Origin of the sequence: Phenylobacterium deserti (assembly GCF_003254705.1) — a bacterium.
Taxonomy (GTDB): domain Bacteria; phylum Pseudomonadota; class Alphaproteobacteria; order Caulobacterales; family Caulobacteraceae; genus Phenylobacterium; species Phenylobacterium deserti.
In genome coordinates, this window is the sequence record NZ_QFYR01000002.1 from 524,785 (window position 1) to 549,199 (window position 24,415).

24 protein-coding genes are annotated in these 24,415 nt (G+C 66.4%); 18 read left to right on the plus strand and 6 right to left on the minus strand.

What is annotated here, in order from left to right; genetic code table 11:
• Positions 1 to 128 precede the first annotated feature (128 nt).
• Positions 129 to 287: a hypothetical protein gene (locus tag DJ018_RS19605; RefSeq protein ID WP_338066139.1), complete on the plus strand. Its 159-nt coding sequence runs from the start codon at positions 129 to 131 to the stop codon at positions 285 to 287.
• A gap of 7 nt (positions 288 to 294) precedes the next feature.
• Here the strand turns inward: DJ018_RS19605 and DJ018_RS12180 are convergent, their stop codons facing one another.
• The 4 genes from DJ018_RS12180 to DJ018_RS12195 form a co-directional block, all read right to left on the minus strand.
• On the minus strand, positions 295 to 1,836 hold the full coding sequence (locus DJ018_RS12180) for an ATP-binding protein (protein ID WP_133254280.1): 1,542 nt from the start codon (positions 1,834 to 1,836) through the stop codon (positions 295 to 297).
• 7 nt (positions 1,837 to 1,843) lie between these two features.
• Positions 1,844 to 2,656, minus strand: coding sequence for an alpha/beta fold hydrolase (locus tag DJ018_RS12185; RefSeq protein ID WP_111515213.1), 813 nt, complete (start codon positions 2,654 to 2,656; stop codon positions 1,844 to 1,846).
• Between the two features lie 74 nt (positions 2,657 to 2,730).
• Positions 2,731 to 3,963, minus strand: coding sequence for a glycosyltransferase (locus DJ018_RS12190; RefSeq protein WP_111515214.1), 1,233 nt, complete (start codon positions 3,961 to 3,963; stop codon positions 2,731 to 2,733).
• Positions 3,964 to 3,994: 31 nt separating this feature from the next.
• Positions 3,995 to 4,459: a hypothetical protein gene (locus tag DJ018_RS12195; RefSeq protein ID WP_111515215.1), complete on the minus strand. Its 465-nt coding sequence runs from the start codon at positions 4,457 to 4,459 to the stop codon at positions 3,995 to 3,997.
• Between the two features lie 182 nt (positions 4,460 to 4,641).
• Here DJ018_RS12195 and sidA point away from each other — a divergent pair, with 182 nt between their 5' ends.
• Both sidA and dnaE read left to right on the plus strand, forming a co-directional pair.
• Complete coding sequence (gene sidA / locus DJ018_RS12200) at positions 4,642 to 4,731, plus strand: cell division inhibitor SidA (RefSeq protein WP_111515216.1); 90 nt, start codon at positions 4,642 to 4,644, stop codon at positions 4,729 to 4,731.
• A 14-nt stretch (positions 4,732 to 4,745) separates the two neighbouring features.
• Positions 4,746 to 8,207, plus strand: a complete 3,462-nt coding sequence (gene dnaE / locus DJ018_RS12205; RefSeq protein WP_111515217.1) for a DNA polymerase III subunit alpha — start codon at positions 4,746 to 4,748, stop codon at positions 8,205 to 8,207.
• A gap of 3 nt (positions 8,208 to 8,210) precedes the next feature.
• Here the strand turns inward: dnaE and DJ018_RS12210 are convergent, their stop codons facing one another.
• Positions 8,211 to 8,546, minus strand: coding sequence for a hypothetical protein (locus tag DJ018_RS12210; protein WP_111515218.1), 336 nt, complete (start codon positions 8,544 to 8,546; stop codon positions 8,211 to 8,213).
• Positions 8,547 to 8,743: 197 nt separating this feature from the next.
• Here DJ018_RS12210 and rpsB point away from each other — a divergent pair, with 197 nt between their 5' ends.
• From rpsB to lpxB, 15 genes are all read left to right on the plus strand, one after another.
• Positions 8,744 to 9,550 carry a 30S ribosomal protein S2 gene (gene rpsB, locus DJ018_RS12215; RefSeq protein WP_111515219.1) on the plus strand — a complete coding sequence of 269 codons (807 nt, stop codon included), beginning with the start codon at positions 8,744 to 8,746 and terminating at the stop codon, positions 9,548 to 9,550.
• Positions 9,551 to 9,648: 98 nt separating this feature from the next.
• Positions 9,649 to 10,578, plus strand: coding sequence for a translation elongation factor Ts (tsf, locus tag DJ018_RS12220; RefSeq protein ID WP_111515311.1), 930 nt, complete (start codon positions 9,649 to 9,651; stop codon positions 10,576 to 10,578).
• Positions 10,579 to 10,753: 175 nt separating this feature from the next.
• Positions 10,754 to 11,473, plus strand: a complete 720-nt coding sequence (gene pyrH, locus DJ018_RS12225) for a UMP kinase (protein WP_111515220.1) — start codon at positions 10,754 to 10,756, stop codon at positions 11,471 to 11,473.
• A 39-nt stretch (positions 11,474 to 11,512) separates the two neighbouring features.
• Positions 11,513 to 12,079: a ribosome recycling factor gene (gene frr / locus DJ018_RS12230; protein ID WP_111515221.1), complete on the plus strand. Its 567-nt coding sequence runs from the start codon at positions 11,513 to 11,515 to the stop codon at positions 12,077 to 12,079.
• A gap of 40 nt (positions 12,080 to 12,119) precedes the next feature.
• On the plus strand, positions 12,120 to 12,899 hold the full coding sequence (gene uppS / locus DJ018_RS12235; protein WP_111515222.1) for a polyprenyl diphosphate synthase: 780 nt from the start codon (positions 12,120 to 12,122) through the stop codon (positions 12,897 to 12,899).
• Positions 12,877 to 13,743, plus strand: a complete 867-nt coding sequence (locus DJ018_RS12240) for a phosphatidate cytidylyltransferase (protein ID WP_111515223.1) — start codon at positions 12,877 to 12,879, stop codon at positions 13,741 to 13,743. The genes uppS and DJ018_RS12240 overlap by 23 nt, the downstream gene beginning before the upstream one ends.
• Entirely contained in the window at positions 13,731 to 14,930 is a 1,200-nt protein-coding gene (dxr, locus tag DJ018_RS12245) for a 1-deoxy-D-xylulose-5-phosphate reductoisomerase (RefSeq protein WP_111515224.1), read from the plus strand. The genes DJ018_RS12240 and dxr overlap by 13 nt, the downstream gene beginning before the upstream one ends.
• A gap of 13 nt (positions 14,931 to 14,943) precedes the next feature.
• Positions 14,944 to 16,161 (plus strand): M50 family metallopeptidase, encoded by a 1,218-nt coding sequence (locus tag DJ018_RS12250; RefSeq protein ID WP_111515225.1) that lies wholly within the window; start codon positions 14,944 to 14,946, stop codon positions 16,159 to 16,161.
• A 17-nt stretch (positions 16,162 to 16,178) separates the two neighbouring features.
• Positions 16,179 to 18,701: an outer membrane protein assembly factor BamA gene (gene bamA / locus DJ018_RS12255; protein WP_111515226.1), complete on the plus strand. Its 2,523-nt coding sequence runs from the start codon at positions 16,179 to 16,181 to the stop codon at positions 18,699 to 18,701.
• Between the two features lie 6 nt (positions 18,702 to 18,707).
• On the plus strand, positions 18,708 to 19,379 hold the full coding sequence (locus tag DJ018_RS12260; protein WP_111515227.1) for an OmpH family outer membrane protein: 672 nt from the start codon (positions 18,708 to 18,710) through the stop codon (positions 19,377 to 19,379).
• A gap of 40 nt (positions 19,380 to 19,419) precedes the next feature.
• A complete protein-coding gene (lpxD, locus tag DJ018_RS12265; protein WP_111515228.1) occupies positions 19,420 to 20,439 on the plus strand; it encodes a UDP-3-O-(3-hydroxymyristoyl)glucosamine N-acyltransferase in 1,020 nt (339 codons plus the stop codon).
• Positions 20,436 to 20,909, plus strand: a complete 474-nt coding sequence (gene fabZ / locus DJ018_RS12270) for a 3-hydroxyacyl-ACP dehydratase FabZ (RefSeq protein ID WP_111515229.1) — start codon at positions 20,436 to 20,438, stop codon at positions 20,907 to 20,909. Before lpxD ends, fabZ begins: the two co-directional genes overlap by 4 nt.
• Positions 20,906 to 21,703 (plus strand): acyl-ACP--UDP-N-acetylglucosamine O-acyltransferase, encoded by a 798-nt coding sequence (gene lpxA, locus DJ018_RS12275; RefSeq protein ID WP_111515230.1) that lies wholly within the window; start codon positions 20,906 to 20,908, stop codon positions 21,701 to 21,703. Before fabZ ends, lpxA begins: the two co-directional genes overlap by 4 nt.
• Complete coding sequence (lpxI, locus tag DJ018_RS12280; RefSeq protein ID WP_111515231.1) at positions 21,703 to 22,551, plus strand: UDP-2,3-diacylglucosamine diphosphatase; 849 nt, start codon at positions 21,703 to 21,705, stop codon at positions 22,549 to 22,551. The genes lpxA and lpxI overlap by 1 nt, the downstream gene beginning before the upstream one ends.
• Positions 22,548 to 23,720 carry a lipid-A-disaccharide synthase gene (gene lpxB, locus DJ018_RS12285; protein WP_111515232.1) on the plus strand — a complete coding sequence of 391 codons (1,173 nt, stop codon included), beginning with the start codon at positions 22,548 to 22,550 and terminating at the stop codon, positions 23,718 to 23,720. Before lpxI ends, lpxB begins: the two co-directional genes overlap by 4 nt.
• Positions 23,721 to 23,726: 6 nt before the next feature.
• Here lpxB and DJ018_RS12290 read toward each other — a convergent pair whose 3' ends face one another.
• On the minus strand, positions 23,727 to 24,377 hold the full coding sequence (locus tag DJ018_RS12290; RefSeq protein WP_111515233.1) for an SCE4755 family polysaccharide monooxygenase-like protein: 651 nt from the start codon (positions 24,375 to 24,377) through the stop codon (positions 23,727 to 23,729).
• Between the last annotated feature and the right edge of the window lie 38 nt (positions 24,378 to 24,415).

Consider the following 24,415-nt stretch of genomic DNA (forward strand, 5'->3'; position numbering starts at 1 on the left):
CGTGTGCGGCGCCCGCCGCCCCGCCTGCACCAGCGCCGGCTCCGCCCCCGGTAGCCGCTGCGCCCACGGCGCCGCCGCGTCCCGCGACTCCACCGGACAGTTGCGGCGCGGCAGCCAGTCAGCACCTCGTGGGGCGCAATCGAAGCGAAATTCCGATCCCGGTCTCTCCGGATCGTCAGCGTGTCGCCTGCACCACCTGCCCGGTGACCCAGGACTTCAGAGCAGACCGGCTGAACTTCTTCTTCGACGCCGACACTGGCGTGATCCGGGAGATCCGCTGCGGCTAGACAGCCGCTATGCGGCGCTGTTCTCGCTAAGGGCGCGTTCGACACCTTCCACCAGGGTTTGCGGCGTCACGGGTTTGGCGATGTGGACGTCGGCGCCTGCTTGCACCGCCTGTTGGCGGTGGTGCTCCATTGCGTTGGCGCTGAGCACCGCGATAGGCGTGCGGCGTCGCTGCTCAGTTCGCTCCAGCTCGCGCATGTGCTGGATGGCGGTCAGGCCGTCCATGACAGGCATTTGCATGTCCATCAGGACGACATCGAAGTCGCTTTCCCGCCAGGCTTCCAGGCCCAGCGCGCCGTTGTCGGCGACCTCCAGTTCAACACCGTATTGCTCGAGGATCAGGGCGACCACGCGCTGGTTCACCGGGTTGTCCTCCACCAGGAGGATGCGCAGCCGTTCCGGCCCGTCCGCTTCGCCCACATGCGCGGCCTCGGTGACGGGCTGCTCGTCCGCCACGCGCGGCAGCGGCAATCGCACCTCGAAAGTGCTGCCTTCGCCAGGCTTGGACCGGGCCGTAATCGTTCCGCCCATTAGATCCACAAGCGATTTGCTGATCGAAAGACCTAGCCCGGTGCCGCCATACTTGCGGGTGATGCCCGCGTCGGCCTGCTGGAACCGCCGAAAGAGCGTATCGCCGACGATCTCGTCGAAGCCGATGCCCGTGTCGGCTACACGGAAAACCAGCTCACCAGCTTCTCCAAGCGTGACCGTGACCCGGATCTCGCCCTGTTCCGTGAACTTGACGGCGTTAGATGTCAGATTGCCGAGCACCTGCTTGAGACGCACCGCATCGCCTAGGTAGCGGCCAAAGACTTCCGGAGCGGCGTCGAGCTGGAACACGAGGCCTTTCTCGTCCGCTCGGAGGCGGGTCATCTCCACCACGCCTCCGATCTCTGTTTGTAGATCGAACGGGTGCGCCTCGAGACTGAGGCCGCCGGCCTGCACCTTCGACAGGTCAAGGATGTCGGAGACGATCCGCTCCAGCATGCCGCCGGACGACTGGATCATGCCCACCATCTCGCGCTGGCGCGCCGTTAGCTCGGTCCGGGCGAGTACCCCGGCTACCCCCAGCACGCCGTTCAGCGGCGTCCGGATCTCATGGCTGATATTGGCCAGGAAGTCGGCCTTGACCCGAGCGGCTTCCTCGGCGGCCATGCGGGCCTTCGGGACCTCCGCCTCATAGGCGCGCTTGGCGGCCGCGCGCCAGAGCGCCATGTGGATCGCGCCCGGTCGCCCCTGTCTGTCTGCTTCCTGGACCGCGTTCAGCATGATCGGCACGCGCTCGCCGTCCTGGCGGACAAGATCCAGGGCGAGTTCCTCGACCCGCCCGGACAGGGCGAGCTCCTGTTGGAGCCGGGTCTGAAGGAAGATGCGCCCAGCGACGCTCAGCAACCCCTGGAACTTGATGGGCGCGGAGTCGTCGGTCACACCGACCATGTTATAGAAATAGGCGTTGGCGCTGAGCACGACGAAGTTGCGGTCGAGCTTCAGCAGGCCGCAGGGAGCCAGGTCGTACAGCTCCGTCTCTCCGGGGGACGTGCGGTTCGACAAAGGCAGGTCAGGCGGCGGCGCGCGCCGCGTTCGCGCCAGCGAAGTCGGCGATTGCCGCAATCACCTCGTCGGGTGCGCTCATGTGCGGGCAGTGTCCCACGGCGTCGAGCACCAGGCGGCGGCTGCCGGCGATGGCCTGGTGCACATAGGCGCCCACCTCGGGCGGAGCGAGGCTGTCCTCGGCGCATTCCACAATCAAGGTGGAGGTCGTCACCTGTCGGTATTCGGCTCGGTGATCGGACTTGAACGTCGCTCGGGCGAACTCCTTGGCGATCACAGGATCGATGCTGCAGACGCTGTCGCGCCATTCTTCTTGCAGGTCCGGTTCGCGCTGGGCGAACAGCACCGGCGACATCAGGGCCGACCAGTCGAGGGTGTTCTTGTCCATCAGGTCGAGCAACTCGTCGATGTCGCCTTCGCCGAAGCCGCCATGGTAGGTGTCGGTATTGGCATACCGTGGCGAAGGGCAGATCAGCACCAGTTTGGCGAACAGGTCGGGGCGTTGCACCGCCGCCAACACGCCGATGGTGGCGCTTACCGAATGACCTACGAAGATCAGATCGTCACAAGCGAGCGCTTCGCAGATCTCGACCACGTCGGCGGCGTAGCCTTGCAGTGATCCGTACTTCGCCGAGGTGTAGGCGCTGAAGTCCGAGCGCCCGGCGCCCACGTGGTCGAAGAGCACGACGCGACCATTGGCGAAAAAAGCCTGAGCCACGTGCCGCCACATCGTCTGATCGCAGCCGAAGCCGTGCGAAAACACGAAGGTTGGGCCAGTACCGCCCTGGATGACGACGTTGTTGCGCGCGAACACGTCCACGGGCGGTCTCCTGACTGAGAGACAGTTCCTTATCCGAGCAAGTCTAAAGAACTCTGAACGCCTCGCGCGATTCTTCAGCCAGGGATCTTCATGCCCAGGTCGCGCAGCACCTGGAACCACGCGGCGCGGCCCTTGTCCCGGTCGAACAACTCCACAGCCTTCTCACGCGCCGCCGCCCGCAGAGGCGCGCTGACCTCCGGGTTCCGGCATGCTTCGATCAAGGCTGATGCGAGAGCGTCGTGGTCGAAGAATGGGAGGAGCCTGCCGTTCACGCCATCTTCGATAGCATCACGCAGCGGTGCGGTGTCCGACCCGATGACGTAGCAGCCGCTCGCCATCGCTTCAGACAAGGACCACGAAAGCACGAACGGGTAGGTGTAGTAGACGTGAGCCGTCGACAGCCGCAGCGCGGCGAGCATCCGCTCGTGCGGCACACGTCCCAGGAAGTGCACGCGGGCTGGGTCGAACTCGACGCCCTCGAAGCAGACTTCCTTCCAGGTCTTTCCGCCGGGCGCATCGCCGCCATAGCCGCTGCGGCCTTCCTGACCGATCACGATCACCTGCGCATTGGGGATTTCGCGCAGCAGCCGCGGCAAGGCGCGGGCGAAGATGTGCAGGCCCCTGAGCGGCTCCATCTTGTTGTTGATGTGGGTGATCACCGGCGTTCCCGGCTGGATGACCCGACCGTCGTCCAGCGCGAACGGCGCGGCCGCCCCAGGCGTGATCGTCTGAACGTCGATCCCCTCATGGATGACCCGGGTCTTTTCGCGGAACACGGGGGGCAGGGATGAGCGCTGGAATTCCGTAGGAGCCACGATGGCGTCTGCGTCCGTGTAGGCGAGGGACATGACCGCGTTCTTCGCCTTCACGCGGATTGTGCCTTCTTCATCCTGCGCGGCGCTGAACTCGGGATCGAACCCGACGTCCATGCCGCGTGCGTGGTAGAAGAACTCCGCGAACAGAGCCTGGCGGGCGTTCGGAAAGACGTCCTTCAGCAACGACGTCTCGCCCCAGCCGGCATGGCCGATGATCACTTCCGGCTCCATGCCCTTGTCCTGGAACGCCTTGGCGGCGCGCCAGGCGGCGCGGCCACGCAGAAGGTCGGCCTCCGCGCGGGTGGCGATTTGCAGGATGTCCTTGGTGGTGCCGCGGGATAGCCGGTAGCGGGCCGACAACACGCCTTCGAGCCCGCGGGCGTTTTCCGATCCGATGGCCATGCATCGGATGTCGCGCTTCACCAGGGCCGCGGCCAGGTCGCGGAACTGGGCCGGAAAGTTGTTGTGAACGAAGAGAACGCCTCGAGCCATGGGCGCTTTCTGCCCGCGGGCCGGCGGCTTGTCACGCCTCGTCGGCTGCCCGTTCTGCGTAGGGAAGAACCGTCTGGTGATTGCGCACCGCCATGAGGAACAAGGACTCCCGGACGTCCGTCAGCATCCGCGAGGCAAGCGGCGTCAGCGCCAGGCTGTGATCCTCCCGCGCGATCCAGCCCGCTTCAATCAGCGCGCCCACCTTCCGACGGACTGTCTCCTTGGGGATCGACGTGGAGTCGGCAATTGAGCGCACGTTCGTCGTGAGGCTCGGGTAGCTCTGCACCTCGCCGTTCAGCACCTGCTCAAGAGTCATTCCGGCGATCCGCCGATCTTCGGCCGTGCGGAGCGCGACCACCAAGATGATCAACAGGCTGTCGAGATCGCCGCCCGTGCGATCTCGGCCGACGTTCAGTACGTCCACCAGTGGAGTCAGGAGGTCCTTCGCGATCGACGCGTAGTTCTCGCGAAGCAAGGGCACAATCGGCTGGGCCATGCTGCCTCCCGCCTCCACAACTTCGGCGCGCGCGTCTCGTTCCAGCAACCCCCAAGCCCGCAGCTTAAGATCGGGGGACAAGACACCAGGGTGCTTGACCATGAGAACAAAAGAGGAATAAGAACGAACCACGAACGGCTCAGCGGTCATCCACAGAACCGCTCACAAGAGGGATGCGACACATGGTTCGTCTGGCTCGAGAATCGCTGGCCTTTGCCTCCGTGGCCAGCTTTGTCTGGATGATGTGTCAGGTGGCCAGCTACGTGGGCTGACCGCCATGAGCAGGATGGGGGAGGCGGCGAGCGTGAGCGGGGAAGAACAGGGTTTCGTTCACCTCAGGGTCCGCTCGGCCTATTCCCTCCTGGAAGGCGCCATGAAGGCCGACAAGATCGGCGAAATGGCAAAGGCTGACGGGATGCCAGCGGTGGCGCTGGCGGACCGCGCCAACCTCTTCGGTGCGCTGGAGTTCTCGGTTTCCACCAAGGGCGCGGGTGTTCAACCCATCGTCGGTTGCGCCCTGCCGGTCAGCGGCATCGGTGAGAAGGCTCCCGAGCGCTGGGCGAAGACTCCGACGGTGGTGCTGCTCGCGCAAAGCGAGACGGGGTACCTGAACCTGTCGGTCCTCTCGTCCATCGCCTACACCGACATCGAGGCCACGGACGAGCCGCATGTGCCTTGGTCCAAGGTCGTCGAGCATTCGGAAGGGTTGCTGCTGCTTTCGGGCGGTCCGGACGGGCCAGTGGATCCGCTGCTCGCCGCCGGAAAGGTCAAGGAGGGCCGCGCCGCGCTTGCGGAAATGAAGCGCGCATTCGCCGACCGCTTCTATGTGGAGCTTCAGCGTCACGGCTTGCCGTCCGAGGCTGCGGCCGAAGGCGAGCTTGTGGCCTTCGCCTACGAGGAGGATGTGCCCCTCGTCGCAACCAACGACGCCTATTTCGCCAAATCGTCGATGTACGAGGCGCATGACGCCCTGCTGTGCATCGCCGACGGCAGCTTTGTCGGGCAGGAAGAGCGCCGGCGCATCACCGCCGAGCATTGGTTCAAGCCGGCCGCCGAGATGCGCGCGCTGTTCGCGGACCTGCCCGAGGCTTGCGACAACACGCTGGATATCGCGCGCCGCTGCGCCTTCATGGTGCACAAGCGCAACCCGATCCTGCCTCAGTTCACGAACGAAGGCCGGTCCGAGGCCGACGAACTCGCCGACCAGGCGCGTGAGGGGCTGAAGATGCGGATGTCTCGCGGCCAGGCGAACGCCTTCCCGGCTGAGGACTACGAGCAGCGGCTGGAGCGCGAGATCGGGATCATCACTCAGATGGGGTTCCCGGGCTACTTCCTCATCGTGGCCGACTTCATCAAGTGGGCCAAGGCGCACGACATCCCCGTAGGCCCCGGCCGCGGTTCAGGCGCGGGCTCCCTTGTGGCCTATGCCTTGACCATCACGGACCTTGATCCTCTCAAGTACGGCCTGTTGTTCGAGCGCTTCCTGAATCCCGAGCGGGTCTCCATGCCCGACTTCGACATCGACTTCTGCCAGGAGCGGCGGGAGGAGGTGATCAACTACGTCCAGCAGCGCTACGGCCGCGACCGCGTGGCGCAGATCATCACCTTCGGCACCCTGCAGGCGCGCGCCGTGCTGCGCGACGTGGGCCGGGTGATGCAGCTGCCGCTGGGGCAGGTGGATCGTCTCTGCAAGATGGTCCCGAACAACCCGGCCAATCCGGTGACCCTCGCCAAGGCGATCGAGATAGAGCCTCGCTTGCGCCAGGCGCGGGACGAGGACGAGGCGGTCGCCCGCCTGCTCAACGTCGCCCTGCAGCTGGAGGGTCTCTACCGCAACGCCTCGACTCACGCTGCCGGCGTGGTGATCGGCGACCGGCCCCTTACCGAGCTGACGCCTCTCTATCAGGATCCGCGCTCCGAGCTGCCCGCCACTCAGTTCAACATGAAGTGGGTCGAAAGCGCCGGCCTGGTGAAGTTCGACTTCCTGGGCCTGAAGACCCTGACGGTCATCGACCGCGCCCTGAAGTACATGGAAAAGCGGGGCGCGCGGGTCGAGATCGACAAGCTGCCGCTCGATGACGCCAAGACCTACGAGCTGATGAGCAACGCCCAGACTGTGGGGGTCTTCCAGCTTGAAGGGCAGGGCATGCGCGACACCCTGCGCCAGCTGCGTCCCAACAGCTTGGAAGACATCACCGCCATCGTGTCGCTCTATCGGCCGGGTCCGATGGACAACATCCCGGCCTTCGTGGACTGCAAGTTTGGCCGCAAGCCGATCGACACCCTGCACCCCAGCCTGGCGCCGGTCCTCAACGAGACCTACGGCATCATCGTCTACCAGGAACAGGTGATGCAGATCGCCCAGATCCTGGCGGGCTACAGCCTCGGTGAAGCCGACCTTCTGCGCCGCGCCATGGGCAAGAAGAAGAAGGAAGAGATGGAGCTGCAGCGCGCACGCTTCGTCTCAGGGGCGAAGGAAAAGGGCGTCGACCCTGATCACGCCGGTTCGATCTTCGACCTCGTGGATAAGTTCGCCGGCTACGGCTTCAACAAGTCCCACGCCGCCGCCTACGCCTACGTCAGCTATCAAACGGGCTGGCTGAAGGCGAACGCGCCCGTCGAGTTCTTCGCCGCGTCCATGAGCCTGGATATCGCCAACACCGACAAGCTGTCGGTGTTTTACCAGGACGCCAAGCGCTTCGGCATCAAGATCAATCCGCCTTGCATCAATCGCTCCGCCGCCGACTTCGAGGTGGAGAATGGCGAGGTCCTCTACGCTCTGGGCGCGATCCGCAACGTCGGCATGCAGGCCATGCAGCACGTGGTGGACATCCGCCGCCAGGGCGGGCCATTCCGGGACATCTTCGACTTCGTCGAGCGCGTGGATCCCAAGCTCGTCAACAAGCGCACCTTCGAAACCCTCGCGCGGGCCGGCGCCTTCGACGCCATCCACCCGAACCGGGCGCAGCTTGTGGCCGCGGCCGATCTTCTCGTGGGCATCAGTCAGAGCGTGTCGGCCCAGCGAGCCTCCGACCAGGGCGGCCTGTTCGGCGACAGCAACGACCACCTCGTGGCCGCCCAGAAGAAGAAGATGCCGAAGGTGGAGCCCTGGACGCCCACCGACCGGTTGGACGAGGAACTCGCCGCGGTGGGCTTCTACCTGTCGGGGCACCCGCTGGAGGACATGGTCCCGCTGCTGCGTCGTAAGCGCACCGAGCTTCTGGCCGACGCCATCCAGAAGGCGCTCGCCGGCGCCGAGGCCATCCGCATGGCCGGCGTCGTCCGCCGCAAGCTGGAGAAGGCGTCTCAGCGAACGGGCGAGAAGTTCGCCTTCGTGACCCTGTCGGATCCTACGGGCGAATACGAAGTGCTGTTCCCGCCCGAGACCCTGCGCCGCTGCCGCGAGGTGCTGGAGCCCGGCGCCGCCATTTCCCTCAAAGTCCGAGCCAAGGCCAGCGACGGTGAGGTGCGCTTCTTCGGTGACGACGCCGAGCCCGTGGAGAAGGCGATCGCGAACGTGGTCGCCGGCCTGCGTGTGCACGTCGCGCCGCGCAGCGCCGAGATCGAGGCGCTTAAGCGTCGCCTGGAAGGCGTGTCCAACCCACGGGGCGGAGAGGTGCTGCTGGTCGCCAGCCTCGACGGGCAGCGTGAGGTGGAGCTGAAGCTGCCGGGGCGCTTCACGCTGGACGGGGCGGTGCGCGGCGCTCTGAAGACCGCGCCCGGCGTGGTCTTCGTCGAGGACCTCTAAGCCCTAGAAGCGGGACTTGGGCTTGGCCGGCGCGGGCGTCTCGTACGCCTTGTAGGGCTTGAACGGCTCCTCGTCCGCCTTCGGCCCCAGAGGCGTCATGGGTTCGATCGGCTTGATCTCGGTCGTGGTGGTGCGGCGGGGCTGAACGCCAGGCGCTTGGCTGACGCCAGGGGCCTTGTGGGCTGGCTGCGGGCTAGGCGCGCCGAAGCCGCTCGGCTTGAACGTCCCGAAGCCGCCGGGTTTCTTGGAGCCGAAGCCGGTCTGCGCCTGGGCGGCGCCGGTTACGGTCACGGCGGCGACGGTCGCGCTCAGGGCGATCTTGATGCAGGTCTCACGCATAAGGTGAAGCTTCGCAGCTTGGCTTCGGCGCGGCAACCGTCGCGGCGGTTGCAATTTCGGCTCCGAGCCCTTATTTGCCCGCCTCATTCCACACGCAGGCGTTTGGCGACGCGCGGGGAGACATCCCGCCGTTTCCATTCCGGTCCTCTTCGGAGGGTGCCTGCGGAGGTTCAACCGGAAGAAGGACAACAAAGCCGATGGCTCTTCCCGAATTCTCCATGCGTCAGCTCCTGGAAGCCGGCGCGCACTTCGGTCACCAGACGCACCGCTGGAACCCGAAGATGGAACGCTACATCTTCGGTAGCCGCTCCAACATCCACATCATCGACCTGTCGCAGTCGATCCCGCTCCTGCACCAGGCTCTGGTGAAGGTTCGTGAAGTCGCCGCCGGCGGCGGCCGCATCCTGTTCGTCGGCACCAAGCGTCAGGCTTCCGAGCCGATCGCCACCGCCGCCAAGCGCTGCGCCCAGTACTACGTGAACCACCGTTGGCTGGGCGGCACGCTCACCAACTGGCGCACCGTTTCGGGCTCGATCCAGCGCCTGCGCGAACTGGAAGGCACCGTGACCGGCGAAGGCCAAGGCCGTTCCAAGAAGGAACTGCTGACCCTGACCCGCGAGAAGGACAAGCTCGACCTGTCCCTCGGCGGCATCAAGGACATGGGCGGCATCCCGGACCTGATGTTCGTGATCGACACCAACAAGGAAGCGATCGCGATCCAGGAAGCCCGGAAGCTGAACATCCCGGTCATCGCGATCCTCGACACCAACTGCGATCCGGACGGCATCACCTACCCGATCCCGGGCAACGATGACGCCGCGCGCGCGATCCAGCTGTACTGCGACCTGATGGCCGACGCGATCCTCGACGGTCTGGCCGCCGGCCAAGCCGCTTCGGGCGTCGACCTGGGCGCTTCGGAAGCTCCGGTCGAGCCGGCCCTGGCTCGCGAGCTGAGCCCGGAAGCCGCTCCGGCCGAAGAAGCCGCCGAGCAGCCGGCTCAGTAAGCCTTTCGGGGGACGTCGCGAGACGTTCGCTGAACTGATCGATCCTTTGGGCGGGCCTCGCGAGAGGTCCGCCCGTTTCAAACATGAAGGAGCTGACCATGGCGGAAATCACCGCTGCGCTGGTCAAGGACCTGCGCGAGAAGTCCGGCGCGGGCATGATGGACTGCAAGAAGGCGCTGATCGAGAACGGCGGCGACATGGACGCCGCGGTCGACTGGCTGCGCACCAAGGGCCTCGCCAAGGCCGCCAAGAAGGCCGACCGCGCCGCGGCTGAAGGCCTGGTGGCCGGCAAGCTCAGCGCTGACGGCAAGACCGGCGTGCTGATCGAGCTCAACGCCGAAACCGACTTCGTGTCCAAGAACGAGCGCTTCCAGAACGCCGCGCGCGACATCGCGACGGTCGCCCTGGACGTCGAAGGCGTGGAGGCGATCTCCGCCGCCAAGACCGCTTCGGGTGAAGTCGTCAGCGACCTGGTCACGAACCTGATCGCGACCATCGGCGAGAACATGCAGCTGCGTCGCTCGACCCGCCTGTCGGTGGATCAAGGCGCCGTGGCCCTTTACCTGCACAACGTGCAGGGCGAAGGCGTGGCCCGCCTGGGCGTGCTCGTCGCGCTGGAGGGCGCTGGCGACGCGGCCAAGCTGAACGAAGTCGGCCGCAAGATCGCGATGCACATCGCCGCGACCTCGCCGCTGGCGCTGTCGCCGGCCGATCTCGATCCGGCGGTCGTGGAGCGTGAGCGCGAAGTTCAGACCCAGACGGCGATGGAATCGGGCAAGCCCCGCGAGATCGCCGAGAAGATGGTCGAAGGCCGTATCCGCAAGTGGCAGGAAGAAGTGGTGCTCCTGAAGCAGCCCTTCGTCATGAACCCGGATCAGACCATCGAGCAGCTGGTCGCCGACACCGCCAAGGAACTCGGCTCGCCCGTGTCCGTGAAGGCGTTCGTGCGCTTCGGCCTGGGTGAAGGCGTCGAGAAGAAGACGGACGACTTCGCCGCGGAAGTGGCCCAGCTGTCGGGCCAATCCTAAGACGGTTACGGGGCGCGGCGGCGACGCCGCGTCCAACCCTTGGGCCAATTCCGGCGACGGGATTGGCTCAAATTTTGTGTGAGGGATGCATCGCGACTTGGTCGAGCGGCTTGTGTTTCGGCTCGCGATTGTCCTGATCTATCCTGTTCCCGCCGCTTGAAGATGGACCCGCCGAATGCCTGACGCTCCGCCGCGCTACAAACGGATCCTCCTGAAGGTCTCTGGCGAGGCCGGTGTCGGCGGCGATAAGTTCGGCATTGATCCCAAGACGGTTTCGGCCGTGGCCGAGGAAGTGGCCCAGGCGGTGCGCGAAGGCGTGCAGGTCTGCCTGGTCGTCGGCGGCGGCAACATCTTCCGGGGCGCGGCGCTCGCCGAAACCGGCATGGAGCGGGCCAGCGCCGACTACATGGGCATGTTGGCCACGGTGATGAACGCGCTGGCCCTTCAGGCTGCGCTCGAGAAGATCGGCATCTACACCCGCGTGCAGTCGGCTATCCCGATGCAGGCGATCTGCGAGCCGTACGTGCGACGCCGGGCGCTGCGCCATCTTGAAAAGGGCAGGGTGGTGATCTTCGCCGCTGGCCTGGGCGCACCCTTCTTCACCACGGACAGCTCGGCGGCCCTGCGGGCGGCCGAGATGGGCTGCGACGCGCTCTTCAAGGGCACCAGCGTGGACGGCGTCTACACCGCCGACCCCAAGAAGGATCCATCGGCGCAGCGCTACGAAACGCTCGACTATCAGGAAGTCCTGGCCAAGGACTTGCGGGTCATGGACGCCTCGGCCATCAGCCTGATGCGCGACAATCATATTCCGATCGTGGTCTTCTCGATCCGCGAACGGGGCAACTTCGTGAAGGCGTTGCGGGGCGAAGGCGTCTTCACGACGATCGCCTAAGCGGCCACGAACGACGACAGACATACGGGAGACAAGTCCATGGCCACGACCGAAAAGCCGGTGCTCGCCAAGTACCGGGACCGGATGGACAAGGCGGTTACGGCGCTGAAGGAAGAGTTCGGCAGCCTGCGCACGGGCCGCGCCTCCGCCAGCCTCCTCGACCAGGTGCACGTGGACGCTTACGGCTCGAGCGTTCCGATCAACCAAGTTGGCGCCGTCAGCGTGCCTGAGCCGCGCATGATCACCGTGAACGTGTGGGACCGCGCCCTGGTGGTCTCGGTCGAGAAGGCGATCCGCAACTCGGGCCTGGGCCTGAACCCGGTCGTCGACGGTCAAAACCTACGTATTCCGATCCCGCCGCTGACCGAGGAGCGCCGCAAGGAGCTCGCGAAGATTGCCGGCAAGTACGCCGAGCAGCAGCGCATTGCTGTCCGCAACATCCGTCGCGACGCCAACGACGACCTGAAGAAGGCCGAAAAAGCCGGCGTCATCAATCAGGACGAGCAGAAGCGGATGGAGGGCGAGGTCCAGAAGATGACCGACGAGTCCATCAAGCGGGTGGACGAAGCCTTGAAAACCAAAGAACAAGAGATCATGCAGGTCTAGTCGTGCGAGCGTCTGACGCCCGATAGACCCAAGGACGCCCATGGCCGCCCAAGACAAGAACCCGACCGCGGGCGCCCAAGCCAGGGGCGCAGAGGCGAGCCGCCCGTTGCACGTGGCGATCGTCATGGACGGCAATGGGCGCTGGGCCAAGCGGCGCGGGCTGCCGCGCTCGCTGGGTCACCGGGCCGGCGTCGAAGCGCTGAAGCGCACCGTTTCGGCCGCGGCCGAGATGAACATCCGCTGGCTCACCGTCTATGGCTTCTCCACCGAAAACTGGAGCCGCCCTGCGGCCGAGGTGGCGGAGCTGATGGCGTTGCCCAAGCGCTACTTCGAAAGCGACATCGCGCGCCTGGAGCGTGAAGGTGTCCGCGTGCGGGTGGTCGGTCGCCGGCAAGGCCTGTCGGGTGAACTCGTGAAGCTGATCGAGGACGCTCAGGCTCGCACCGCCCACAACGACGCCTTCCACCTGAACATCGCCTTCAACTACGGCGGTCAAGCCGACATCGTGGAAGCGGCCCGCCGCTTCGCCGAAGACGTGGCCCTGGGGCGCGCCCGGCCTGAGGACCTCAACGAACAGACCTTCGCCGGCCAGCTCAGCACCGCCGACTCGCCGCCGCCAGACCTGATCGTGCGCCCCTCGGGCGAGCAGCGCCTTTCCAACTTCCTTCTTTGGGAAGCCGCCTATGCGGAGCTGGTGTTCCAGGACGTGCTGTGGCCCGACTACGGCGCCGAACACCTGAAGGCCGCGCTGGAGATCTTCGCCGGCCGCGAGCGTCGGTACGGCGCCGTTCTCGCTGATGACGTCCTTGCCGCCGGCTAAACGCTTCGACTGGTCCAACCTGGGCCTGAGGGTGGTGTCGGCGTTGGTGCTGGCGCCCACCGTCATGGCCTGCGTGATGATCGACGCCCGCTGGCCCTATCTGCTGCTGGTGTCCGTCGGCGTGTCCGTTCTGGCGATCGAGTGGGGCGGCATGAGCGCTCCGCGCGCGCCGGTCCGGGTGGCTGCGGCGGTCACGGTGGCGGTGCTGTCCTGCGTCTTCCTTTCCCACCTCTCGCACCCGCTTTGGGGGTGGGGCGCAATGTTCGTGGGCGCGGCGGCCGCGGCCTTGGTGGCCCGTGGCGTCGCGGAGCGCCCGGCCGACGCCGCCTTCGGCGTCCTCTATCTGGCGCCCGCGGCCATCTGCCTGATCTGGCTCCGCCTCACCAACCAGGGTCAGTGGTGGGTCCTCATGACCTTGCTTGTGACCTGGGCGGCCGATATCGGCGCCTTCGCAGTCGGAAGCATGCTGAAGGGTCCCAAGCTCTGGCCCCGTTTCTCGCCGAACAAGACCTGGTCCGGCTTCTTCGGCGGCCTGGCGTGCGCAAGTGCTGTCGGGGCGCTGGTCGCCGCGCCTTCGGCTCTCGACATTGACCTGCCCAAGATCATCATGCCGGCCTTCCAGTTGAACCTGTGGGCCGCCGCTTTGATCGGTCTGGTGGTCGGCTTCGCCACCATGGCGGGCGACCTGTGGGAATCGGCGCTTAAGCGCAGGTTCGGCGTGAAGGACTCCGGCGATCTCATCCCGGGGCACGGCGGCCTGCTGGACCGGGTCGACGGATTGATGTTCGCCGTGGTGGTCATGGCGGCCGCGCGCTTGGCCAACCACTGGGGATGGGGACATTGAACCTGCCGCGTAGAGTGACGGTGCTTGGCTCCACAGGTTCTGTCGGCGTTTCCACCCTGGACCTCCTGGAGAAGTCCGCGGTCGAGGTCGAGGTGGTCGCCCTGGCCGCCGGACGCAACGTCGCCAAGCTGGCGCAGCAGGCCCTGCGCTGGCGCCCTGCTGTGGCGGTCATCCGAGACGAGGAATGCCTGCCCGAGTTGCGGGAGCGGCTGCAGGGATCGGGCGTTCGCCCGGCTGCTGGCGCTGACGCCGTGGTGGAAGCCGCCTCGATGGACGCCCAGTGGGTCATGTCGGCCATCGTGGGCTTCGCCGGTCTTGCACCCACCTTGGCGGCCGCCAGTTCGGGCGCCGTCATCGCCCTGGCCAATAAGGAAAGCCTGGTTTGCGCCGGGCCCGCCCTGTTGCGTCGCGCGAAGCTTGCAGGCGGCGCGGTGATTCCGGTCGACTCCGAGCACTCGGCCATCTTCCAAGTGCTGGAGCCGCAGAACGCCCAGCAGGTCGAACGACTGATTCTCACGTCCTCAGGCGGCCCGTTCCGCAACGCCACTGCCGAGGAGATGGCCCGCGCCACGCCGGAGCAGGCGGTCGCCCATCCGAACTTCTCGATGGGCGCCAAGATTTCGGTCGATTCAGCGACCATGATGAACAAAGGGCTCGAGGTGATCGAGGCCGCCTACCTGTTCGCCATGCCGCCGGAGCGCATCGAGGTCTTGGTCCACCCGCAGCAGATCATCCATAGCATGGTGGAATACGCGGACGGCTCAACCCTGGCTCAGCTCGGGCCTCCGGACATGCGCCCGCCCATCGCCTGCGCCTTCGCTTGGCCCGACCGCCTCCCATGGCCCGCCCCGCGGCTGGACCTCGTCAAAACCGGTCCGCTGACGTTCCAGGAGCCGGATCTCGCCCGGTTCCCCGCTCTGGGAATCGCGAAGCGGGCGCTGGCCACGGGCGGCCGGGCGCCGGCCGTGATGAACGCGGCCAACGAGCGCGCCGTCGCGGCCTTTCTGGAGCGCCGGATCGGCTTGCTCGACATCGCCGCCACCGTTTCCGAAACCCTTGAGCGCATGGATCGGCAGAACCTGCTGAGCGCCGGCGACGAGGATCCTCTCGAGATGGCCCGCAGCAGCGATGCGACGGCGCGCCGCGTGGCCGACGAGGTCGTCACCGGCCTTATGGCTTCGGCTTGATGGAGTTGCGCCGATGCCCGGCTTCCTGCTGAACCTGCTGTTCTACATCGTCCCGTTCCTGATCATCCTTGGGGTGGTCGTCACGGTTCACGAACTCGGCCACTTTCTGGCGGCCAAGTGGCTCGGCACCAAGATCGATCAGTTCTCCATCGGCTTCGGCAAGCCCCTGGCCGCTTGGAAGGACAAGGACGGCGTGCAATGGCGCATCGGCTGGCTGCCGCTGGGCGGTTACGTGCGCTTCGCTGGCGACGAGAACGCCGCCAGCGCCCCTGACCAGGACGACCTCGAAGCCATGCGGGCCAGCCTTGTGGCGCGAGAAGGGGAGGGGGCGCTCAACCGCTACTTCCATTTCAAGCCCCTGTGGCAGCGTGCGGTGATCACTGCCGCGGGTCCCTTCGCCAACTTCTTCCTCGCCATCGGGATCTTCACTGTTCTCCTGATGGCGCTTGGCGAGCCCGTTTCGCCGGCTCGTGTGGATGGGGTGAAGCCGGGCAGCCCGGCGCAGGCCGGCGGCTTCCAGGCGGGCGATGTGGTGCTCAAGGCCGACGGCAAGAAGATCGAAAGCTTCGCCGCCCTTCAGACCATCGTCTTCCTGCGCACCGATACCCCGATCCGCTTCATCGTCGAGCGGGACGGTCGTCCTGTTGAGCTGGTCGCCACCCCCAAGCGCGGCGTCATCATCGACCGGCTGGGCCACGAGCAACGGCTCGGCGTCCTTGGGCTCGAGTACAAGCCGCAGCCGGGCGACTTCCAGATCAAGCGCTACGGTCCTCTGGCCGCCCTGAGCGGCGGCGTGGAGCGGACCTGGGAGGTGATCTCCACCACGGTTCACTACCTGGGCCGGCTGTTCGTCGGCCGTGAGACCGCCGAGCAACTGTCCGGGCCGCTCGGCATGGCGCAGCTATCCGGCGACATCGCCAAGAAGACCAGCGAGGCCTCGCCCAACGCGTCTTCGCTGGCGGTGAACGGCCTCATCACCATGCTGGAGCTGATCGCCAACATCTCCGTGGGCATCGGCTTCCTGAATCTGATGCCCATTCCCGTTCTCGACGGCGGCCATCTGCTCTTCTATGGCTACGAAGCGATCGCAAGGCGCCCTCTTGCTGCCAAGGTTCAGGCGGCAGGGTACAGGGTCGGTCTTGCGCTGGTGCTCGGATTGATGTTGTTCGCGACCTGGAACGATCTGCAGCGCCTGCGTGTGTTCAAACTTTTCGGTGGGCTATTCTCGTAGTCACCGGCTTTTCCAAAATGGCTGATTCGATGCACAGACCCCGCGCCCGCAGCGCCGCGCTCGCCTCCGGCCTTGCCCTGCTTCTGGGCTCGACGGCTTTGGCGACGCCTGGCTTTGCGCTCGCTCAGGCCCAGGCTCCGGTCGCGCCGGCTCAGGCTCAGGCTCCGGCCGCGCCGGCCCAGGCTGCGCCCGCGGCCCCATCGACGCCGCCTGCCGCGGCGGTGACCTCCGGCGTGGTTCAGCGCATCCTGGTGCGGGGGAACGAGCGGATCGAGCAATCGACCGTCGCCTCCTACCTGCCGATCCAGCCGGGCGACACGGTCGATCCCGCGCGCATCGACTTGGCGTTGAAGACCCTGTTCCGCACCGACCTCTTCTCGGACGTGCGCATCGAGTTCCAGGGCGGCGACCTGATCGTCTCCGTGGTCGAGAACCCGATCATCAACCGCGTAATCTTCGAGGGCAACAAGGCGCTCAAGGAAGACAAGCTGCGCGACGAAGTCACCGTCCGGCCGCGCGGCATCTTCACCCGCGCCCGCGCCCAGAGCGACGTCGCCCGGATCATCGAACTCTACCGCCGCTCCGGCCGCATCAGCGCCAGCGTGACGCCGCAGATCGTCGAACTGCCGCAGCGTCGCGTCGACCTGATCTTCAAGATCGACGAGGGCCCCAAGAGCGGCATCTTGCGGGTGAACTTCCTCGGCAACCGCGCCTTCTCGGACAACGACCTGCGCGACGTGGTCGTGACCGAGCAGTCGCGCTGGTACAAGTTCTTCTCCAGCAACGCGAACTACGATCCCGATCGGCTGGAGTACGACCGCGAGCAGCTGCGCAAGCACTACCGCAACCGCGGCTTCTACGACTTCCGCGTGGCTTCGGCGGTGGCCGAGTTGGCGCCCGACAAGAACGGCTTTGCGGTCACCTACACGGTGGACGAGGGGCAGGAGTACAAGTTCGGCAAGGTCGAGGTTCAGACCGAGCTCGAACGCCTGAACAAGGATGTGCTCAAGGCGCTGATCCCGATCCGCACCGGCCAGACCTACCAGGACGAGGTGATCGAGCAATCCACCGACGCCCTGACCTTTGCGGCCGGCGCTGCGGGCTTCGCCTTCGTGGACGTGACGCCGCGCTACACGCCCAACCGCGAGAACGGCACCATCGACGTCACCTTCGAGGTGAAGGAAGGCCCGCGGGTCTACGTCGATCGCATCGACATCGTCGGCAACACCCAGACGCTCGACTACGTGATCCGGCGCGAGCTGAGCCTGTCGGAAGGCGACGCCTATAATCGCGCCCTCGTCGACCGTTCCGAGAACCAGGTAAAGGCGCTCGGCTTCTTCAAGGACGTCGAGATCACCGAAACTCCGGGCACGGCGCCGGACCGGACGGGCCTGCAGGTGAAGATTGAGGAGCAGCCCACGGGCGAGCTCTCCTTCAGCGCTGGCTACTCGTCGGTGGACCAGCTGGTCATCGACCTGGGTATCGCCCAGCGCAACTTCCGTGGCCGCGGTCAGAACGTGCGTGCGCGTGTCTCGCTCGGCTCATTGCGCCAACAGGTGGACCTGTCGTTCACCGAGCCGCGCTTCCTCGGCCGCGACATGGCCGCGGGCGTGGACGTCTACTACTACAAGCTCGATATGACGCGCTTCCAGTCCTACCGGACTGAAAGCGTCGGGACGAGCGCGCGAGTCGCGTTCCCGCTGAGCCTCAATTCTCGCGGATCGCTGCAGTATACCCTGCGCCAGGATGACGTCGAAGTCCCCGGCACCTACTGCTCGGGCCTGTCTGGCGCGGTTTCAGCGGTGCTCTGCGGCCAGCAAGGCAAGTACCTGACTTCGCTGGTTGGCTACGGCTACCGCGTCGATCGTCGTAACGATCCCATCAACCCGACCCGCGGCTTCTACGCCGGCTTCAATCAGGACTTCGCGGGCGTTGGCGGCGACGTCCAATACGTGAAGACCGAAGGTGACGCGGGCTGGTACTGGGGTTTCACGCGCGAACTCGTGCTGCAGATCCAGGGCTCCGCCGGTTATGTGACTGGCTGGGGCGGCGACCGCGTGCGTGTGAACGACCGCTTCTTCAAGGGCGGCAACAGCTTCCGCGGCTTCGAAACTGCCGGCATCGGTCCTCGCGACCTGACGTTTGGGGACCAGTCCGGCTCCCTGGGCGGTAAGGCCTACGCGATCGGCACGGTCGAGCTGGCCCTGCCGACCTTCCTGCCCGAGCAGTACGGCATCAAGGCCGCGCTGTTCAGCGACTTCGGTACGCTGGGCATGGTGGACGACATTGACAAGCTGCAGGCGCGCTACAAGGACAACAACAACCCCTCGCTCGGGCTTATCACCGACGCGTCGGGCCAACCCGTGCTGTTCCCGAACCCTAACATCCGAGACGACCTGTCGCTGCGCGCCTCGGCCGGCATCAGCATCTTCTGGCGCTCCCCAATGGGACCCATCCGGTTCGACTTCAGCCAGATTTTGGCCAAAGAAGACTACGACAAGACCGAAACTTTCAGATTCACCAGCGGAACCAGGTTCTAGACTCCTATGACTTTCAAGCCTTTGGCCGTGGCGGCTTGCGCCGTGGCCGTTGCTCTGGCCGCCGGTCAGAGCGCGCTCGCCCAACAACCCGCCGCCGCAGCGCCCGCCGCTCCGGCGCTGAACCATGGCCCGGCCGTTCCCGGCCTGTGCATCATCTCCATGGAAGCGGCTGTGGCCGGCTCCACGGTGGGCAAGTACGTCGATACCCGGATGCAGCAGATCGTCGCTCAGGTGAACGCCGAGCTGACCGGCGAGCGCACCGCCATCGAGAACGAAGCCAAGACGCTGGACACCCAGCGCGCCACGCTCGACCAGAACACCCTGGAACAGCGCGCCGCCGCCCTTCAGGTCCGCGCCAACGCCTTTGACCGCAAGACGCAGCAGCGTAACCGCGAAGTCCAGGCGACCGAGCAGAAGGCCTTGGGCCGCATCGGCAGCGAGCTCGAGCCGCTGATCCGCACCGCTTACCAGCAGCGCAGCTGCTCGGTGCTCCTGCAGCGCAATGCCATCCTCCTGGGCAACCCGGCCATGGACATCACCCCGACCGTGGTGACCGCGCTGAACGCCAAGATCACCCAGTTCGCGTTCGAGCGTGAGCGTCTGGACCAACAGACGGCCGCGCCGGCGATCCAACAGACTCCGGGCGCTGCGCGTCCTGCGACTCCCGCTAGAAGGTAAGCGAACTTCCACTTGAGCGCGGATCGCGTCCGCTTGCGCCATGCCTGATCCGCGTTTCTTTGAAGACCTTGGCCCCGTCACTCTGCAGGAGCTTGCAGAGCTGGCGGGCGCCGAGCTTGCCAGCCCCGAGTTGGGCCAGCGACAGATCCGCGCCGTCGCGGTTCTCAGCCAGTCCGGCCCCGACACGGTGACTTTCCTCTCCGACCGCCGTATGGCGGACGGTCTGCGCCAGGCTCAGGCCGGCGCCTGTTTCATCCATCCCAAGGACCTCGCCGCCGTGCCGCAAGGCTGCGCGGCTCTGCTGACGCCCATGCCGCACGGCGCCTACGCCGCCGCGGCGCGCCGTCTGCACCGAGCGCGGACTTTGTCGGCCGACGCCGCCGTATCGCCGGAGGCGCGGCTGGAGGAGGGCGTCCGCTTGGCGCCCGGCGTGGTGGTGGGAGCGGGCGCACAGATCGGTCGAGGCACGGTGATCGGTGCAAACACCGTGATCGGTCCTGGGGTCGCGATCGGCCGCCACTGCGAGATTTCCGCCAACGTCACCATCGGCTTCGCGCTGATCGGAGACCGGGTGAAGATCCTGGCGGGCGCGGTGATCGGCGAGCCGGGGTTCGGGGCCACAATGGGCGCGAACGGGCTGGTGGACATCCCTCAGCTTGGACGGGTGATCATCCAGGACGGGGTGACCATCGGCTCGAACAGCTGCGTGGACCGCGGCGCGTTCGATGACACCGTGTTGGGCGAGAACACCAAGATCGACAATCTGGTGCAGATCGCACACAACGTCCGCGTCGGACGTAACTGCGTGATGGCCGCGCACACCGGCATCTCAGGCAGTGTGACCATTGGCGACGGAGCCCAGTTCGGCGGACGAGCTGGCGTTGCAGATCATGTGAACATCGGCGACGGAGCCCGCATCGGGGCCGCCGCCGGCGTGATGAAGGATGTGCCGGCGGGCGAGACGTGGGGCGGCATGCCCGCGCGTCCGATCCGGCAGTGGATGCGGGAAACCGCCTGGCTGGCGCGACGCGCCACCCGGCGGGAGGGAGCTGAAGAATGAGCCAGACGCCGGCGGATCAAGCGCCGACCCAGATCGACATTTCCGAGATCCTGGCTCGCATACCTCACCGCTATCCCTTCCTGCTCGTTGACCGAGCGGAGGACTACAAGCCCAACGAGTCCATCGTCGGCATCAAGTGCGTGACGGTGAACGAACCCTTCTTCCAGGGGCACTTCCCCAGCTATCCGGTAATGCCGGGCGTGCTGATCATCGAGGCCATCGCCCAGACCGGCGCGGTGCTCATGTCCAAGACCTTGGACGTGGATGTGGCCGGCAAGACGATCCTGTTCATGAGCGTGGACAACGCCCGCTTCCGCCAGCCGGTGCGTCCGGGCGACGTACTGCGCATGCATGTGCACGTGGTCCGTCACCGCGGCGATATCTTCAAGTTCCGCGGCGAGGCGCGCGTGGGCGACAAGGTGGCCGCCGAGTGCGAGTTCGCCGCCATGGTCGTGGAGACCCCTGAGTGAGCGTCGACATCCACCCCACGGCGATCGTCGCCAAGGGAGCGGAGCTGCACGACGGCGTCAGCATCGGGCCGTTCTGCATCGTCGGCGAGAAGGCCAGCCTGGGCCCGGGCACCCGGTTGCTGTCGCATGTAGTCATCGAAGGCCGGACCGAGCTCGGCGCTAACAACACGGTCCATCCCTTCGCGGTGCTCGGCGGGCCGCCGCAGCACACCGCCTACAAGGGCGAAGACACCCGCCTGGTGGTTGGCGACAACAACGTCATCCGCGAACACGCGACCATGAACCTGGGCACCGTCAACGGCGGCGGCGTCACCAAGGTGGGGTCCAACGGGCTCTACATGATCGAGAGCCACGTTGGGCACGACTGCGTGGTCGGGGACAGCGTGATCCTGATCAAGCAGGCCACCCTGGGCGGGCACTGCCTGCTGGGCGACTTCGTGATCGTCGGCGGTCTGGCCGCCGTCCACCAGTTCACCCGTGTCGGCCGCCACGCGATGATCGGCGGCCTGGCTGCCGTCGTGAAGGACGTGATCCCCTACGGCTCTGTGTGGGGCAACCACGCCCACCTGGAGGGTCTGAACCTCGTCGGCCTGAAACGCCGCGGCTTCAGCCGTGAGGCGATCAATACCCTGCGAGCCGCCTACCGGATGCTGTTCGCCAACGAGGGCACCTTCCAGGAACGTCTGGAAGACACCGCTCAGACCTATGCGAACTCGCCGGAGGTGATGGAGATCATCGACTTCATCCGTTCGGACTCCAACCGGCCGCTCTGCCTCCCTGACCGAGAGGTCTGATGGAGAAGCTCGGCCTGATCGCCGGTGGCGGCAGCCTGCCCGTCGAGATCGCGGAGCATTGCGAAAAGGCGGGGCGGGACCTCTTCGTCGTCCGTCTGAAGGGGTTCGCCGGCCCGGAGCTCGCGAGCTTTCCCGGAGCGGAGATCGGCATCGCGGAGTTGGGCAAGTGCATCGCGGCTCTGAAGCGCGCGGGCTGCCAGGCCGTGTGCCTTGCCGGAAACGTCAGCCGTCCAGACTTCTCGTCCCTTAAGCCCGATCTGCGCGGTCTCGCGCTGCTGCCCTCGGCGGTCGTGGCCGCCCGTAAGGGCGACGACGCACTTCTGAGGTTGCTGGTCGCCGAGTTCGAGAAGGAAGGCTTCGCCGTCGAAGGCGCGCATGAGGTCATGGACGACCTGCGCCTGCCGATCGGCGCCCTCGGCCGTCATCACCCCAGCGACGTCGTCATGGCCGACGTGGAACGCGCGCTTGAGGTCGCCCGGGCCATCGGACGGCTCGACATCGGGCAGGGCGCAGTGGTTTGCGATGGCCTGGTGCTGGCTGTGGAAGCGCAGGAGGGTACGGACGCCATGCTGGCCAGGACGGCCGGCTTGCCTGAGGCTCTGCGTGGTCGCCCTGGCGCGCCGCGCGGTGTGCTCGCCAAAGCGCCGAAGCCAATCCAGGAGACCCGCGTCGACATGCCGACCGTGGGCCTGGCCACCGTCCGCGGTGCGGCGCGCGCAGGGCTTGCCGGGATTGTGGGGGAGGCCGGTCGGCTGCTCGTTCTCGATCGCGAGGCGATGATCGCCGAAGCCGACGCCCTTGGCCTTTTTATCCTGGGCGTCGAGTCGATCGAGCCGATGGAGCCATGAAGCGCCCCCTTACCGTGATGCTGGTCGCGGCCGAAGCCTCGGGCGACGATCGCGGCGCGGCGCTCGCCCGCGCCCTTCGCCGTCGGTTGGGCGATGACGTGCGGTTCGTCGGCGTGGGCGGCCAGCAGATGGCAGGCGAGGGTGTTCAGAGCCCGTTCGACATCGCCGAGATCTCAATCATCGGCTTGCTCGAAGGGCTGATGGCCTACCCCAAAATCGTGCGGCGGGTGCGGGATACGGTGGCCGTCGCGGCGCGTGAGAAGCCGGACCTTGCGGTGCTGATCGACTCGTGGGGCTTCACCCTGCGTGTGGCGCAGGGCCTTCGTAAGCTCGACCCGAAGCTGCCGCTGGTGAAGTACGTGGCCCCGCAGGTATGGGCGACGCGTCCCAAGCGGGCCAAGACACTGGCCGAGACCATGGACCACCTCCTGGCGATCCATGTCTTCGATCCGCCCTTCTTCGAAAGCGAGGGTCTGCCCACCACCTTTGTCGGCAACTCGGCGCTGAACATCGACTTCTCCAAGGCTGATCCCGCTCGCCTCCGTCAGGCCATCGGCGCAAGCCCTGAGGATCCCATCCTCCTCGTGCTCCCCGGCAGCCGGCCGGGCGAGATCGCTCGTGTGCTCCCCGCCTTCGAGGATGCCGTCGCCGTGCTCAAGGCTGAGCGGCCAAATCTCCAGGTGGTGGTGCCGGCCGCCCCTACGGTCGCCGAGATGGTGAAGACCCGCGTCGCCGGCTGGGCGCACCGCGCGCACGTGGTGGAGGGCGACGGCGCCAAGCATGACGCCATGAAAGCTGCGACGGTGGCCCTGGCCTGTTCCGGCACGGTGACCACGGAGTTGGCTCTGGCAGGCGTGCCCATGGTGGTGGGCTATCGCATCGGTCCGGTGACCTACGCTCTTCTGAAGCGGATGATCCGAACCCGGTACATCACCCTCTTCAACATCGCGGCGCAGGACTTCATTGCACCGGAGCTGGTCCAGGACGCCTGCAACGGAACGGCTCTGGCCCGGGAAGTCGGGCTCCGGCTGGATGACCCCGAACTGCGCGCGGCGCAGGTCGCCGCGCAGTACGCCGCCCTGGACAAGATGGGGCGCGGCGGCCCAGATCCGTCAGAGCTCGCCGCCGACGCCCTGCTGAAGGTGCTTGGCACTCAAACGGCGTCGTGAGGCGGCCTAGCCCTTGCGGGCGCGCTTGGCCTTGGGCCAGCGGGTGTCGAGCGGAAGGCGGGGATCGGACTTGATCCGCAGCGTGGCGCAATGGTGGTAGCTGTACGCGCCATCGGGATTGTAGCTGTGCTCTCCCATCCACTGGATCACCTGCAGGGTGCAGTCCTCGCAGTCGATGTTCGGGACCTTCAGCTCGGCTTCCAGGATCTGGCCTTGCGGCAGCTTCTCCGTGTGCGGGAACAAGCCGTCGGCAAGCAGGGGCGGCTTGGGATCAGCCTCGATCTTGGCTGAGACGGAGTAGGGACCTTCAGGCGTCTCGCGAGTGGTCGTCTCCGGATCGGCGGGCAACTCGGCTGGGCCGTTCACGGCAAGGGCCACGCGGTAGTGGCTGGGGTGGAACACGGTTTCCTGGATCTTCAGCTGAAGAACGCCGCCGCCGGTCAGCTCGGTCACTGCGCCCGTGGGCTCACCAGGGTTCGCGCTCGTGCCGCCGCAAGGAGCCAGCTTCTGCGGGTCTCCGAGCGCGTTCTGAGCCAGGGTCGTGGCCGGCGAGAGCAGCCGGAAGTGGGCCGACGCGCTGGACAGCGGCGCCATAAGGGCGACCCCGGCAATAGCGGCGAGCAGCTTGAAGCGGGCGGACGTCGCGGCGCGGGGCATGAGCTCTCCGGGACTTAAAGGCCAAGCTTGGCTCGTGG

What these genes read in the sequence shown, in the direction of transcription:
- DJ018_RS12195 (WP_111515215.1), bottom strand. Translation starts at nt 4,459, where the DNA reads ATGGCCCAGCCGATTGTGCCCTTGCTTCGCGAGAACTACGCGTCGATC.
- DJ018_RS12190 (WP_111515214.1), bottom strand. Translation starts at nt 3,963, where the DNA reads ATGGCTCGAGGCGTTCTCTTCGTTCACAACAACTTTCCGGCCCAGTTC.
- DJ018_RS12290 (WP_111515233.1), bottom strand. Translation starts at nt 24,377, where the DNA reads ATGCCCCGCGCCGCGACGTCCGCCCGCTTCAAGCTGCTCGCCGCTATT.
- uppS (WP_111515222.1), top strand. Translation starts at nt 12,120, where the DNA reads ATGGCCGCCCAAGACAAGAACCCGACCGCGGGCGCCCAAGCCAGGGGC.
- fabZ (WP_111515229.1), top strand. Translation starts at nt 20,436, where the DNA reads ATGAGCCAGACGCCGGCGGATCAAGCGCCGACCCAGATCGACATTTCC.
- pyrH (WP_111515220.1), top strand. Translation starts at nt 10,754, where the DNA reads ATGCCTGACGCTCCGCCGCGCTACAAACGGATCCTCCTGAAGGTCTCT.
- tsf (WP_111515311.1), top strand. Translation starts at nt 9,649, where the DNA reads ATGGCGGAAATCACCGCTGCGCTGGTCAAGGACCTGCGCGAGAAGTCC.
- dnaE (WP_111515217.1), top strand. Translation starts at nt 4,746, where the DNA reads ATGGGGGAGGCGGCGAGCGTGAGCGGGGAAGAACAGGGTTTCGTTCAC.
- sidA (WP_111515216.1), top strand. Translation starts at nt 4,642, where the DNA reads ATGGTTCGTCTGGCTCGAGAATCGCTGGCCTTTGCCTCCGTGGCCAGC.
- DJ018_RS12210 (WP_111515218.1), bottom strand. Translation starts at nt 8,546, where the DNA reads ATGCGTGAGACCTGCATCAAGATCGCCCTGAGCGCGACCGTCGCCGCC.
- DJ018_RS12260 (WP_111515227.1), top strand. Translation starts at nt 18,708, where the DNA reads ATGACTTTCAAGCCTTTGGCCGTGGCGGCTTGCGCCGTGGCCGTTGCT.
- DJ018_RS12240 (WP_111515223.1), top strand. Translation starts at nt 12,877, where the DNA reads ATGACGTCCTTGCCGCCGGCTAAACGCTTCGACTGGTCCAACCTGGGC.
- lpxI (WP_111515231.1), top strand. Translation starts at nt 21,703, where the DNA reads ATGGAGAAGCTCGGCCTGATCGCCGGTGGCGGCAGCCTGCCCGTCGAG.
- dxr (WP_111515224.1), top strand. Translation starts at nt 13,731, where the DNA reads ATGGGGACATTGAACCTGCCGCGTAGAGTGACGGTGCTTGGCTCCACA.
- DJ018_RS12250 (WP_111515225.1), top strand. Translation starts at nt 14,944, where the DNA reads ATGCCCGGCTTCCTGCTGAACCTGCTGTTCTACATCGTCCCGTTCCTG.
- rpsB (WP_111515219.1), top strand. Translation starts at nt 8,744, where the DNA reads ATGGCTCTTCCCGAATTCTCCATGCGTCAGCTCCTGGAAGCCGGCGCG.
- lpxB (WP_111515232.1), top strand. Translation starts at nt 22,548, where the DNA reads ATGAAGCGCCCCCTTACCGTGATGCTGGTCGCGGCCGAAGCCTCGGGC.
- lpxD (WP_111515228.1), top strand. Translation starts at nt 19,420, where the DNA reads ATGCCTGATCCGCGTTTCTTTGAAGACCTTGGCCCCGTCACTCTGCAG.
- frr (WP_111515221.1), top strand. Translation starts at nt 11,513, where the DNA reads ATGGCCACGACCGAAAAGCCGGTGCTCGCCAAGTACCGGGACCGGATG.
- bamA (WP_111515226.1), top strand. Translation starts at nt 16,179, where the DNA reads ATGGCTGATTCGATGCACAGACCCCGCGCCCGCAGCGCCGCGCTCGCC.